Origin of the sequence: Pseudomonas sp. AAC (assembly GCF_000725445.1) — a bacterium.
Lineage (GTDB): Bacteria > Pseudomonadota > Gammaproteobacteria > Pseudomonadales > Pseudomonadaceae > Pseudomonas > Pseudomonas citronellolis.
In genome coordinates, this window is the sequence record NZ_KL647096.1 from 765,237 (window position 1) to 778,258 (window position 13,022).

At 66.3% G+C, this 13,022-nt stretch carries 13 protein-coding genes; 11 read left to right on the forward strand and 2 right to left on the reverse strand.

Annotation, left to right across the window (positions count from 1 at the left end; translation table 11 throughout):
- Nucleotides 1-5 precede the first annotated feature (5 nt).
- The 8 genes from FG99_RS13230 to FG99_RS13265 all read left to right on the forward strand — a co-directional run bounded on the left by FG99_RS13230 (nt 6) and on the right by FG99_RS13265 (nt 7,968).
- Nucleotides 6-542 carry a F0F1 ATP synthase subunit delta gene (locus tag FG99_RS13230; RefSeq protein WP_009614408.1) on the forward strand — a complete coding sequence of 179 codons (537 nt, stop codon included), beginning with the start codon at nt 6-8 and terminating at the stop codon, nt 540-542.
- Nucleotides 543-560: 18 nt separating this feature from the next.
- Nucleotides 561-2,105, forward strand: coding sequence for a F0F1 ATP synthase subunit alpha (gene atpA, locus FG99_RS13235; protein ID WP_043270154.1), 1,545 nt, complete (start codon nt 561-563; stop codon nt 2,103-2,105).
- A gap of 52 nt (nt 2,106-2,157) precedes the next feature.
- Complete coding sequence (gene atpG / locus FG99_RS13240; RefSeq protein WP_009614400.1) at nt 2,158-3,018, forward strand: F0F1 ATP synthase subunit gamma; 861 nt, start codon at nt 2,158-2,160, stop codon at nt 3,016-3,018.
- Between the two features lie 30 nt (nt 3,019-3,048).
- Nucleotides 3,049-4,425 carry a F0F1 ATP synthase subunit beta gene (atpD, locus tag FG99_RS13245; protein WP_009614399.1) on the forward strand — a complete coding sequence of 459 codons (1,377 nt, stop codon included), beginning with the start codon at nt 3,049-3,051 and terminating at the stop codon, nt 4,423-4,425.
- Nucleotides 4,426-4,465: 40 nt separating this feature from the next.
- A complete protein-coding gene (locus tag FG99_RS13250) occupies nt 4,466-4,891 on the forward strand; it encodes a F0F1 ATP synthase subunit epsilon (RefSeq protein WP_009614398.1) in 426 nt (141 codons plus the stop codon).
- 137 nt (nt 4,892-5,028) lie between these two features.
- Nucleotides 5,029-6,396, forward strand: coding sequence for a bifunctional UDP-N-acetylglucosamine diphosphorylase/glucosamine-1-phosphate N-acetyltransferase GlmU (gene glmU / locus FG99_RS13255; protein WP_043270156.1), 1,368 nt, complete (start codon nt 5,029-5,031; stop codon nt 6,394-6,396).
- Nucleotides 6,397-6,545: 149 nt separating this feature from the next.
- Nucleotides 6,546-7,139, forward strand: coding sequence for a MarC family protein (locus tag FG99_RS13260; protein WP_024128857.1), 594 nt, complete (start codon nt 6,546-6,548; stop codon nt 7,137-7,139).
- Nucleotides 7,140-7,152: 13 nt separating this feature from the next.
- Nucleotides 7,153-7,968: an N-acetylmuramoyl-L-alanine amidase gene (locus tag FG99_RS13265; protein ID WP_043270158.1), complete on the forward strand. Its 816-nt coding sequence runs from the start codon at nt 7,153-7,155 to the stop codon at nt 7,966-7,968.
- Here FG99_RS13265 and FG99_RS13270 read toward each other — a convergent pair.
- Together FG99_RS13270 and algB are read right to left on the reverse strand one after the other, a co-directional pair.
- On the reverse strand, nt 7,947-9,737 hold the full coding sequence (locus FG99_RS13270; RefSeq protein ID WP_043270160.1) for an ATP-binding protein: 1,791 nt from the start codon (nt 9,735-9,737) through the stop codon (nt 7,947-7,949). The two genes, FG99_RS13265 and FG99_RS13270, sit on opposite strands and share 22 nt — an antisense overlap.
- Nucleotides 9,734-11,083, reverse strand: a complete 1,350-nt coding sequence (gene algB, locus FG99_RS13275; RefSeq protein WP_043270162.1) for a sigma-54-dependent response regulator transcription factor AlgB — start codon at nt 11,081-11,083, stop codon at nt 9,734-9,736. The genes FG99_RS13270 and algB overlap by 4 nt, the downstream gene beginning before the upstream one ends.
- Before the next feature lie 351 nt (nt 11,084-11,434).
- On the opposite strand from algB, the gene FG99_RS13280 reads away from it, so the two are divergent.
- The 3 genes from FG99_RS13280 to FG99_RS13290 are packed head-to-tail and all read left to right on the forward strand — an operon-like array spanning nt 11,435 to nt 12,347.
- The gene (locus FG99_RS13280; protein ID WP_009614391.1) at nt 11,435-11,683 is read left to right on the forward strand and encodes a hypothetical protein; all 249 of its coding nucleotides are present in this window, start codon (nt 11,435-11,437) and stop codon (nt 11,681-11,683) included.
- 39 nt (nt 11,684-11,722) lie between these two features.
- Entirely contained in the window at nt 11,723-11,884 is a 162-nt protein-coding gene (locus FG99_RS31330) for a DUF1328 domain-containing protein (protein ID WP_009614390.1), read from the forward strand.
- Nucleotides 11,877-12,347, forward strand: coding sequence for an inhibitor of vertebrate lysozyme family protein (locus tag FG99_RS13290; RefSeq protein WP_009614389.1), 471 nt, complete (start codon nt 11,877-11,879; stop codon nt 12,345-12,347). The genes FG99_RS31330 and FG99_RS13290 overlap by 8 nt, the downstream gene beginning before the upstream one ends.
- Nucleotides 12,348-13,022: the final 675 nt, after the last annotated feature.

Consider the following 13,022-nt stretch of genomic DNA (forward strand, 5'->3'; position numbering starts at 1 on the left):
GCGATATGGCAGAACTGACCACGTTGGCTCGTCCTTACGCGAAGGCGGCTTTCGAGTACGCCCAGGCTCATCAGCAATTGGCCGATTGGTCCGCTGCTCTGGGTGTGCTGGCTGCAGTGTCGCAGGACGACACCGTGCGCCAGCTGCTCAAAGAGCCTCAGCTGACCGCGGCGGCCAAGGCCGATGCCCTGATCGACGTCTGTGGCGACAAGCTCAATGCTCCGGCCCAGAACTTCGTGCGGACCGTGGCTGAAAACAAGCGCCTGGACTTGCTGCCGACCATCTCCGAGATGTTCGAGCAGCTCAAGGCCGAGCAGGAAAAGCTGGTCGAGGTAGAAGTCGTGAGCGCCTTCGCCCTGGACCAGGAACAGCAGGACAAACTCGCCAAGGCTCTCAGCGCCCGGCTCAGTCGCGAAGTGCGACTCCATGCGTCGGAAGACGCGAGCCTGATCGGCGGCGTGGTGATCCGCGCCGGTGACTTGGTAATCGATGGCTCGGTGCGCGGCAAGATCGCGAAACTGGCTGAAGCGTTGAAATCTTGAGTTTGAAGGGGCAGCGGCATGCAGCAACTCAATCCTTCCGAAATTAGTGAAATCATCAAGGGGCGCATCGAGAAACTCGATGTCGCCTCGCAAGCGCGCAACGAAGGCACCATCGTTTCCGTATCCGATGGCATCGTGCGCATCTTCGGTCTGGCCGACGTCATGTACGGCGAGATGATCGAATTCCCGGGCGGCGTCTACGGTATGGCGCTGAACCTGGAGCAGGACTCCGTCGGCGCCGTGGTACTGGGTGAATACCAGGACCTCAAGGAAGGCATGAACGCCAAGTGCACCGGCCGCATCCTGGAAGTTCCGGTCGGTCCGGAACTGCTGGGCCGCGTGGTCGACGCGCTGGGCAACCCGATCGACGGCAAAGGCCCGATCGATGCCAAGCTGACCGACGCCGTCGAGAAAGTGGCGCCGGGCGTGATCTGGCGTAAGTCGGTAGACCAGCCGGTGCAGACCGGCTACAAGTCGGTCGACGCCATGATCCCGGTAGGCCGTGGCCAGCGCGAGCTGATCATCGGCGACCGTCAGATCGGCAAGACCGCCCTGGCCGTCGACGCCATCATCAACCAGAAAGACAGCGGCATCCGCTGCGTCTACGTGGCCATCGGTCAGAAGCAATCGACCATCGCCAACGTCGTGCGCAAGCTGGAAGAGAACGGCGCCCTGGCCAACACCATCGTGGTGGTTGCCAGCGCTTCCGAATCCGCTGCTCTGCAGTACCTGGCGCCGTACTCCGGCTGCACCATGGGCGAATACTTCCGCGACCGCGGTGAAGACGCCCTGATCGTGTACGACGACCTGTCCAAGCAGGCCGTTGCCTACCGCCAGATCTCCCTGCTGCTGCGCCGTCCGCCGGGCCGCGAAGCCTACCCGGGCGACGTGTTCTATCTCCACAGCCGCCTGCTGGAGCGCGCTTCCCGCGTTTCCGAGGAATACGTCGAGAAGTTCACCAATGGCGCCGTGACTGGCAAGACCGGTTCCCTGACCGCTCTGCCGATCATCGAAACCCAGGCTGGCGACGTGTCCGCGTTCGTTCCGACCAACGTGATCTCCATCACCGACGGTCAGATCTTCCTGGAAACCTCCATGTTCAACTCGGGCATCCGTCCGGCGGTCAACGCCGGTATCTCGGTATCCCGTGTTGGTGGCGCGGCCCAGACCAAGATCATCAAGAAGCTCTCCGGCGGTATCCGTACCGCGTTGGCGCAGTACCGCGAACTCGCGGCCTTCGCCCAGTTCGCTTCCGACCTGGACGACGCCACCCGCAAGCAGCTCGAGCACGGTCAGCGCGTTACCGAGCTGATGAAGCAGAAGCAGTATGCGCCGATGTCCATCGCCGAGATGTCGCTGTCCCTGTACGCCGCCGAGCGCGGCTTCCTGCAGGACGTCGAGATCGCCAAGGTGGGCGCCTTCGAACAGGCGTTGATCGCTTACTTCCAGCGCGAGCATGCCGCTCTGCTGGCGAAGATCAACGAGAAGGGTGACTTCAACGACGAAATCGACGCGGGCATCAAGGCCGGCATCGAGAAGTTCAAGGCCACCCAAACCTGGTAAGCCGCAGCGGGGGCCGGTAATGGCCCCCGCCTGCTAACCCGATAGGTGTGAAATGGCAGGCGCAAAAGAGATTCGCAGCAAGATTGCGAGCATCAAAAGCACGCAGAAAATCACCAATGCCATGGAAAAGGTGGCGGTGAGCAAGATGCGCAAGGCACAAATGCGCATGGCGGCCGGCCGTCCCTACGCGGAGCGCATTCGCCAGGTGATCGGCCATCTGGCCAACGCCAACCCGGAGTACCGTCACCCGTTCATGATCGAGCGCCCCGTCAAGCGCGTCGGTTACATCGTGGTGAGCTCCGATCGCGGCCTGGCCGGCGGCCTGAACATCAACCTGTTCAAGGCGCTCGTCAAGGACATGTCCGCCCAGCGTGAAGCCGGCGCGGAGATCGACCTGTGCGTGATCGGTGCCAAGGGCGCATCCTTCTTCAAGAACTATGGCGGCAACGTGGTCGCAGCCATCAGTCACCTGGGCGAAGAGCCGTCGATCAACGATCTGATCGGCAGCGTCAAGGTCATGCTGGATGCCTACCTGGACGGGCGTATCGATCGCCTGTACGTGGTTTCCAACAAGTTCGTCAACACCATGACCCAGAAGCCGACCGTGGAACAGCTGGTTCCGCTGGTGGCCGAGGACAACGAAGACCTGAAACACCACTGGGACTACCTCTACGAGCCCGATGCCAAGGCCCTGCTCGACGGCCTGCTGGTGCGCTACGTGGAATCCCAGGTGTACCAGGCGGTGGTTGAGAACAACGCCTGTGAGCAGGCGGCCCGGATGATTGCAATGAAGAACGCTACCGACAACGCCGGTGACCTGATCAGCGAACTGCAGCTGGTCTACAACAAGGCGCGTCAGGCGGCGATCACCCAGGAAATCTCGGAAATCGTCGGCGGCGCTGCCGCGGTGTAAGAACAGGTTCAAAATTCAGAGGAACCAGACATGAGTAGCGGACGTATCGTTCAAATCATCGGCGCCGTGATCGACGTGGAATTCCCGCGCGATGCCGTGCCGAGCATCTACGAGGCCCTGAAGGTTCAGGGCGTCGACACCACCCTGGAAGTCCAGCAGCAGCTGGGCGACGGCGTGGTCCGTTCCATTGCGATGGGTTCCACCGAAGGCCTCAAGCGTGGCCTGAACGTGGAAAGCACCGGCGCAGCCATCTCCGTCCCGGTCGGTAAAGCGACCCTGGGCCGCATCATGGACGTACTGGGCAACCCGATCGACGAAGCCGGCCCCATCGGCGAGGAAGAGCGCTGGGGTATCCACCGCGAGGCTCCCTCCTACGCTGACCAGGCTGGCGGCAACGAGCTGCTGGAAACCGGCATCAAGGTGATCGACCTGGTCTGCCCGTTCGCCAAGGGCGGCAAGGTAGGCCTGTTCGGTGGCGCCGGCGTCGGCAAGACCGTGAACATGATGGAGCTGATCCGCAACATCGCCATCGAGCACAGCGGTTACTCCGTGTTCGCCGGCGTGGGCGAGCGTACCCGTGAGGGCAACGACTTCTACCACGAGATGAAGGACTCCAACGTTCTCGACAAGGTAGCCCTGGTCTACGGCCAGATGAACGAGCCGCCGGGCAACCGTCTGCGCGTGGCGCTGACCGGCCTGACCATGGCCGAGAAGTTCCGTGACGAAGGCCGCGACGTACTGCTGTTCATCGACAACATCTACCGTTACACCCTCGCCGGTACCGAAGTATCCGCACTGCTGGGCCGTATGCCTTCCGCAGTGGGCTACCAGCCGACCCTGGCCGAGGAAATGGGCGTGCTGCAAGAGCGCATCACCTCCACCAAGCAAGGCTCGATCACCTCGATCCAGGCCGTCTACGTTCCCGCGGACGACCTGACCGACCCGAGCCCGGCGACCACCTTCGCCCACCTCGACGCCACCGTGGTACTGTCCCGCGACATCGCCTCGCTGGGTATCTACCCGGCCGTGGACCCGCTGGACTCCACCTCCCGTCAGCTGGACCCGCTGGTCATCGGCCAGGATCACTACGACACCGCTCGTGGCGTGCAGTACATCCTGCAGCGCTACAAGGAGCTGAAGGACATCATCGCGATCCTCGGCATGGACGAACTGTCCGAGTCCGACAAGCTGCTGGTGGCCCGTGCTCGTAAGATCCAGCGCTTCCTGTCCCAGCCGTTCTTCGTGGCAGAAGTCTTCACCGGCTCGCCGGGCAAGTACGTCTCCCTGAAGGACACCATCGCTGGCTTCAAAGGCATCCTCAACGGCGACTACGACCACCTGCCGGAGCAGGCGTTCTACATGGTCGGCGGCATCGAAGAAGCCATCGAGAAAGCGAAGAAGCTGTAATCCGTGCGCCCGGCAACGGGCGCTTACGTGAGGCAAGGGTATGGCTATTACTGTCCACTGCGACATCGTCAGCGCCGAAGCGGAGATCTTCTCCGGTCTGGTCGAGATGGTCGTTGCGCACGGTTCCCTCGGCGATCTGGGTATCGCCCCGGGCCACGCGCCGCTGATCACCGAGCTCAAGCCGGGTCCGATCCGCGTGGTCAAGCAGGGTGGCGAGCAGGAGGTGTACTACATCTCCGGCGGTTTCCTCGAAGTCCAGCCGAACATGGTGAAGGTCCTGGCCGACACCGTGATCCGCGCGGGCGACCTCGACGAAGCGGCCGCTCAGACCGCACTGAAGGAAGCTGAGAAGGCTCTGCACGCCAAAGGTGCCGAGTTCGACTACAGCTCCGCTGCAGCCCGCCTGGCCGAAGCCGCAGCGCAACTGCGCACGGTCCAGCAGGTTCGCAAGAAGTTCGGCGGCTGAGCCGGCTCGCAACGGCCAGGGTCTTCGGAGTCGGCGACGAATCCGGGGCCCGGGCTTTAGCGACCTAGGGGAAAAGGGTAGCCTTGGCTACCCTTTTTCTTTTTCTACATCCAGCGTTACCAGGACGGTCCAACTTCATGTCCCTCGAAATCGTCATCCTCGCCGCCGGCCAGGGCACGCGCATGCGCTCGGCCCTGCCGAAAGTCCTCCATCCGGTCGCCGGCAAACCCATGCTGGCCCATGTGATCGATACCGCCCGTGGCCTCGCCCCGCAGCGCATCCACGTGGTGATCGGGCATGGCGCCGAACGGGTGCGCGAGCGCCTGCAGGCCGATGACCTGAATTTCGTGGTCCAGGAACAACAGCTGGGCACCGGCCACGCCGTGGCCCAGGCCGCGCCCTACCTGAGCGCCGAGCGTGTGCTGATCCTCTACGGCGACGTGCCGCTGATCGAGTTGCCGACCCTCGAACGCCTGCTGCAACAGGCCAGCGCCGAGCAGCTGGCGCTGCTCACCGTGGAGCTGGACGACCCCACCGGCTACGGCCGGATCATCCGCGGCCAGGACGGCGAGGTGAAGGCCATCGTCGAACAGAAGGACGCAAGCGCCGAGCAGCGCGCCATCCGCGAGGGCAACACCGGCATCCTCTGCGTGCCGCGCCAGCGCCTGGAAGGCTGGCTGGGCCGGCTGTCCAACGCCAACGCCCAGGGCGAGTACTACCTCACCGACGTCATCGCCATGGCGGTGGCCGACGGCCTGCGCGTGGCCACCGCGCAACCCCAGGCGGCCATGGAAGTGCAGGGCGCCAACGACCGCCTGCAGCTGGCCGAGCTGGAGCGCTTCTACCAGCTGCGCATCGCCCGCCGCCTGATGGCCCAGGGCGTGACCCTGCTGGACCCGGCGCGCTTCGACGTGCGCGGCGAGGTCAACGCCGGCCGCGACGTGCAGATCGACGTCAATGTGGTGCTGGAAGGCCGCGTGGACATCGAGGACGAAGTACAGATCGGCCCGAACTGCACCATCCGCAACAGCGTCCTGCGCCGCGGCGCCATCATCAAGGCCAACAGCCACCTGGAAGGCGCCGACGTCGGCCCCGGCAGCGACGTCGGCCCGTTCGCCCGCCTGCGCCCCGGCAGCGTGCTGGAGAGCCAAGTGCATGTGGGTAACTTCGTCGAGCTGAAGAACGCCCACCTGCACGAGGGCGTGAAGGTCGGCCACCTGACCTACCTGGGCGACAGCGAGGTCGGCGCGCGCACCAACATCGGCGCCGGCACCATCACCTGCAACTACGACGGCGCCAACAAATGGCGCACGGTGATCGGCGAGGACGTGTTCATCGGCTCCAACAACTCCCTGGTGGCGCCTGTGGATATCGGCGCCGGCGCCACGACCGGCGCGGGTTCCACCATCACCGCCGAGGTCCCGGCGCAGACCCTCGCGGTTGGCCGCGCCAAGCAGCGGGTGATCGAGGGCTGGAAGCGCCCGGAGAAGATCAAGAAGTCCTGAGGGGCTGTGGATAAACCGACATCCACACCCGCGCGGCGCCTGCCGTGAAATTATGCACAGGCGCCCACGGCCGTCGCGTCCCCGGCTGATTCATCCACAGGGACGGCTTTCTGCCCGGCGCCCAGGCGTCGGTTCCTGTTCCTGGAGTTATCCACATGCTCGGCGTCGCCGTCCTGATCTTCCTGATCACCGACCCCTTCGGCAACATCGCGGTGTTCCTCGCTGCCCTCAAGTCGGTGCCGGCCGAACGCCGGCTCAAGGTGGCGCTGCGCGAGCTGCTGTTCGCCCTCGGCCTGCTGCTGCTGTTCCTCACCCTGGGCGAGCACATCCTCACCGGCCTGGGCCTGTCCAGGGAGGCCACCGGCATCGCCGGCGGCATCATCCTCTTCGTGGTCGCCATGCGCCTGATCTTCCCCACGCCCCAGGGCGTGCTCGGCGACATGCCCGACAGCGAGCCGCTGCTGGTGCCCCTGGCCACTCCGGCGGTGGCCGGGCCTTCGGCGCTGGCCATGCTGATCACCCTGCGCACCACCTACACTGGTCCGCTATGGGAGCTGTACCTGGCGGTGATCCTGGCCTGGGCCGCCACCGCGCTGATCCTGCTGCAGGCTTCCTTCCTGCAGCGCTTCCTCGGCCCGCGCGGGCTCACCGCCGTAGAGCGCCTGGCCGGCATGCTGCTGATCATGCTCAGCGTCAACATGCTGCTGCAGAACCTGCGTAGCGTGCTGCACATCGTCGGATGACCGTGGAGCCACCATGCGCCACCTGTGCCTGATATTCGCCACCCTGCTGCTGGCCGCCTGCGCCGGCCGGGGTGGCCTGGAAATCGACCGCGAGCACCCCTCGCGCAACCAGGACAGCCGTGTCCAGTACATCATCATCCACTACACCTCGGCGGACCTGCCGCGCTCGCTGCAGCTGCTCACCCGCGGCGAGGTCAGCGCCCACTACCTGATCGGCGCCAACCCGCCGACCATCTACCAGCTGGTGGACGAGAACCGCCGCGCCTGGCACGCCGGGCAGAGCGAGTGGCAGGGGCGGACCTGGCTGAACTCCACCTCGATCGGCATCGAGCTGGTCAACCCGGGTTACCGCGAGACCCCCGAAGGGCGGGTGTGGACACCTTATCCACAGGGCCAGATCGATGCTCTCATCCTGCTGCTGAAGGACATCGTCAAGCGCCAGGGCATCACCCCCGAGCACATCCTCGGGCACAGCGACATCGCCCCGCAGCGCAAGGTCGACCCGGGCCCGGCCTTCCCCTGGAAGCGCCTGGCCGACGCCGGCCTGATCCCCTGGCCGCAGCCCGGCGACCTGGCGCATCGCCTGGCCGAGCTGAATGGCCAGTTGCCGGCGCCCGGCTGGTTCCAGCAGCAACTGGCGCGGCATGGCTACGCCGTACCGCTCAATGGCCAGTTGGACGAGGCGACGCGCAACGTCATTGCCGCCTTCCAGATGCGCTACCGGCCGGCGCGCTTCGACGGCGTGCCGGACCTGGAGACCGCCGCGCTGCTGCTGGCGGTGCCCACCTCCATGGCCGCGCCGGCGGTTCAGACCGGCAGCAGCATGTAGATGCGCGTGCCCTGGCCGGGCTGCGAGCGCACGCCGATGCGCCCGCCGTGCAGCTGCACGATCTCCTTGCACAGGGCCAGGCCCAGGCCGGCGCCGCCGCTGCGCCGGCCCACCTGCACGAAGGGCTCGAAGATGCGCGCCTGCTGGCTATAGGCGATGCCCTCGCCGGAGTCCTCCACCGCCAGCATCAGCCATTGGCTCTGGCGCTGGGCGAGCAGCTGCACGCTGCCGCCCTTCGGGGTGTGGCGCAGGGCGTTGCCCAGCAGGTTGTCCAGCACGCGCTCCAGGCGCAGGCGGTCGACGCTTAGGACCGGCAGCTGGTCCTCCAGCACTATCCCCAGGCCGATGCCCTGGGCCTGGGCGCGGGCGAGGAAGCGCTGGCGCGCCTGTTCCAGCAACTCGCCCACCGTGCAGGGCTGGCGGTCGAGCTTCTGCTGGCCGTCCTGGTAGCGGGAGAAGTTCAGCAGGTCGTCGATCAGCCGCACCAGACGCTGCATTTCCTCGTCGACGGTATCGGCCAGCTCGCGCTCGCGGCTGCCCTCGGGCAGCGCCAGGCGTTCGCGCAGCAGGGCGAAGGCCATGTGCAGGCCGGTGACCGGGGTGCGCAGCTCGTGGGAGGCGCGCAGCACGAATTCGCTGCGCACCCGCTCGAAAGCGCGCAGCTCGGTGACGTCGCGCAGCACCAGCACCGCGCCCATGTTGCGCCCGTCGTCGTGGGTGACCGGGGCCAGGGTCCAGGCCAGCAGACGGTTCTCGCCGCCGATCTCGACCTGCAGGTCCTGGGGCGTATCGTCGCCCATCGACTCGCCCTGCAGCACCAGGCCGGTGGCCTGCAGCAGCTCCTGGTTGTCGATCAGCTCGCCCAGCAGCTGGCCATGGGGGTCGGCCCGGGAGAACAGCTGGCGGCTGGCCACCGGGTTGGCGTGCTCGATGCGGCTGCGCCGGTCGATGATCACCAGGCCGTCGTCGATGCTGTCGAGCACCGCCTGCAGGCGCCGCTGGCTGGCCAGCACCGCCTCGATGTTGGTCGCCTTGTACTCGGCCAGGGCCTGGGCCATCAGGCCGAAACGCCGGCTCAGCGAGGCCATCTCGGCTTCCCGCGAGACCGGCAGGCTGACCTCGAAGTCGCCCTTGCCGATGCGGTCGGCGGCCTGCGCCAGGGCCTCGATGGGGGCGCCGAAGCGGCGGGCGATGCCGTGGGCGGTGACGAAGCCGATCACCAGCATGGCCACGCCCACCAGCCCCAGCAGGCTGGCGATCAGCCAGGCGTGGCGGCGCGAGCTGCGCTCCGCGTCGCTGATGGTCTGGATGGCGTGGTTGTGCAGCGCCAGCAGGTACTGGTGCAGGGAGGTGAAGGTGCGGCTGAAGTCGCTCTCCACCACCAGGCTCCAGCGGTTGCTGCCGGAGGAGCTGACCTGGCCCTGGAACTCCTGGTTGGCCTGGTCGATGCGCTCGTAGAGGGTGCGCTCGACGTTGCTGGCGGCTTTCGCCCGGCCTTCGGCGAGGTAGCGGTCGAACTGCTCGCGCAGCCGCGCCAGGCGCTGCGCGTCGGGGCTGTCGCTGAGCAGCTGGGCCAACTGGTCGTCCAGGGACTGGCGCAGCTGCTGGCTGCTGGCGATGGTGGCGAAGTTGTGCGAGATCAGCCGCTCCTGTTCGCGGCCCATCAGCATCACGCTGAACACCCCCAGCAGCAGGCCGATCAGGGCCAGGGTGATCAGCGCCGAGATGCTGAGGAACATCCGCGAGCGCAGAGTCAGCGCGCGCTTCACAGGTTGTACTGCTTGCGCTTGCGGTACAGGGTGGAGGCGTCGATGCCGAGGATCTTCGCCGCCTGGTCGAGGGTCGGGGCGCTGGCCATCACCGAGGCGATGTGGGCCTTCTCCAGTTCCTCCAGGCTCAGCGCCTCGCCGACCCGCGGCACGGCGGCGGCGCCGCTCTGTTCGCCGAGCCCCAGGTGCTCGGGCTCCACCAGTTCCTGGTTGCAGATGATGCTGGCGCGCTCGATCACGTTGCGCAGCTCGCGCACGTTGCCCGGCCAGGCGTACTGCCGCAGCAGCGCGGCCGAGGCCGGGCTGAAGCCGCGTGCCGGGCGCCCGTAGTCCTTGACGAAGCGGGCGAGGAAGCGCTCGGCCAGGCCCTGGATGTCCTCGGCGCGCTCGCGCAGCGGCGGCAGGTTGAGGACGATGACGTTGAGGCGGTAGAGCAGGTCCTCGCGGAACGCCCCCTGGGCCACCATGCCGGCCAGGTCGCGGTTGGTCGCGGCGAGGATGCGCACGTCGGCGCGGCGCGTGACCGGGTCGCCGACGCGCTCGTATTCCTTGTCCTGGATGAAGCGCAGCAGCTTGGCCTGCAGCGGCAGCGGGAAGTCGCCGATCTCGTCGAGGAACAGGGTGCCGCCGTCGGCCTGGCTGATCCGCCCCTGGGTGCTCTCGCTGGCGCCGGTGAAGGCCCCGCGGTTGTGGCCGAACAGCTCGCTTTCCATCAGCTCGGCGTTGAGCGACGGGCAGTTGATGGTCACGCAGGATTTCTTCGCGCGCTTGCTCCAGGCGTGGATGGCGCGGGCCAGCTCGCCCTTGCCGGAGCCGGACTCGCCGAGGATGAGGATGTTGGCGTCGGTGGCGGCCACCTGGCGCGCGGTCTCCAGCACCGCGGTCATCGCCGGGCTGTGGGATTCGAGCTGCTCGGCCTGGTTGGCCTGGGCGCCCTCCAGGGCCTCCAGGCGCGCGGTGAGCTGGCGCACCTCCAGCTGCTTGGCCGCGGCCAGGCGCAGCTGCTCGGGGCTGCAGGGCTTGACCAGGTAGTCGGCGGCGCCGGCCTGCATGGCGTCCACGGCGGTGTCCACGGCGGAATGCGCGGTGACGATCACTACCCGCATCCAGGGCGCCTGCAGGCGCATCTGGGCCAGCACGTCCAGGCCGTTGTCCTCGCCCAGGCGCAGGTCGAGGAAGCACAGGTCGAAGACCTGGCGTTGCAGCAGGGCCTCGGCCTGGGCCGCGCTGGATGCGGTGGCCACGCTGTAGCCCTGGTCCTCCAGGCAATAGCGGAAGGTGCGCAGGATGGCGGGTTCGTCGTCGACCAGCAGGATTCGGCCAAGCGTCTCCGGAGTGGGGTCCATTCGGGGTGCCTCGTAGTAGGAAATTCCTTTCGCGTATGCGTCTTTTAGTCCAGGAAATTTCTTGCAAGTTGCAATGAAAGTTAGACGCATCTCTGAAGGACACCGGCTCCTCTGGCGAAGGAAAGCGGACGGGAAGGGGAACGACCTACCAGGTCTCGTGCAAAACGCACGGCCGGAACCGGCCTGTCGTGCAGGATGCGCGCTGCCGGCGGCCCGCCGATTTTTACAAGCCGTTGTTTTAAAAGGGATTAGTCAAAGTCATCGACCTGGCACGCGGCGTGCGAGACAGGTTGCGGGAGGCCCGGTGCACCCGCACCGGCCGATCACCAGTCCTTCGGGAGGAGCACGTCGATGAACGCTGATGGAGCCAAGGGGGATTCGCTGGGGCGGCTGCTGTTGCTGGCCGTCGCCGTGGTCGTACTGCTGGACCGTTGGTATCCGGTCGCTCCACAGCCTTCCGCCGCGCCGGTGCAGGAACCTGTGTCCAGCGCTTTCCTCGGACAGCCGTCGAGGCTGCAGGACGAACGAATGGCCATCACGGAAGAGGCCGCCAGCACCGCGGTGGTCCGCCAGACCTCGCGGGTGAGCTGGGTGTTCTGAGGGGCGCGCACCGCCTTTCCATGAAAGAGGAGACATTCCATGCTGAGCTGGGCTCTCACATTCCTGATCATCGCCATCATCGCCGGGGTACTCGGCTTCGGTGGCATCGCCGGCGCCGCGACCAGTATCGCCAAGATTCTCTTCGTGCTGTTCCTGGTGCTCTTCGTCATCTCCTTCTTCGTCGGGCGGCGCCGTGGCTGAGCCGCGCCCGCTGCGTCGGTTCCTGCTCGCGCTGCCGCTGCTGGCGGCCGGGCAGGGGTGGGCGGCCGACAACGACGCCATCTATCGCCTCAACGAGCTGCTGGACAGCGACCCGCAGTACCGCGAGACCTGGCAGGACCTGGTGAAGAAGGAAGAACGGCTGCCCGACTGGGTGATGAACCTGGACGGCACCGCCACCCCCATGCAGGTAGAAGAGGAGGACGGCGACAAATACCTGGTGGGCGAGCTGTGCAAGGCCCACGACTGCGCGGCCAACCGCCTCTACGTGGCCTTCAGTTGGAACAAGAAGGACGCCTACGCGCTCTACGTGCAGGTGCCGGAAAACCTGCCGCCGGACAAGTCGCCCAGCCGCCACGCCAGCTTCCGCTGGCTGGGCGAGCCGGACGCCGGCATGCAGCAGCTGCTCGACGAGCAGCTCAAGGCCGATCCGAACTGGTACTGAAATCCGCGCCGGCAATGGCGCATGACCAGGGGGCCGGGATGCTGGGGGGAGTGGTGAGCCCGCAGCGACCCAGGGGCACAGGGAGTGCCTCCGAAGAGGGCCAGGTCAGGTGTGAGGCTGTGAGGGGGACTTCGATGGCTTCTGTGGAGCTTGTGGAAGTTATGGAGCTTGTGGAGCTTGAAGAGCCCCTCTCCCCAGCCCTCGGCTGCACGCCCCGCCATGAAGGGAGAGGGGGCAGTCCGTGCTGGCTGAAAGTTAAGGTTTCGGCCGGAAACCTTCGGAGTTACCGGCTAACTCAGGAATACCCACGCACTCCGAACGGTCCCCTCTCCCTTCAGGGCGGGGCGCGCAGCCGAGGGTTAGGGAGAGGGCGCTCTTGAACGGAGAGGGCGCTCTTAAGGCCCCATCCCCCCACCTCCAACTTCCCTGATATCAATCAACCCCGACCCACCCCCCTGGCCCCCTAAAATATCCCCGCCGCGCCTGGTCACCCGGACGACCATCCATCGCGAACTACAGGCTCCCACGCCTGCGTCACGGCAGCGCACCCGCGGCAGGGAAAGCGAATGCCTCCCCGGGCCTCGCTTTCCACCCACAGGGTTCGGAAAAAGCAGCCATCACGGCTTTTTCAGCCTCTATCCCATGCAAAAAAGCAATGGCCCGTGGGCCTGGAAC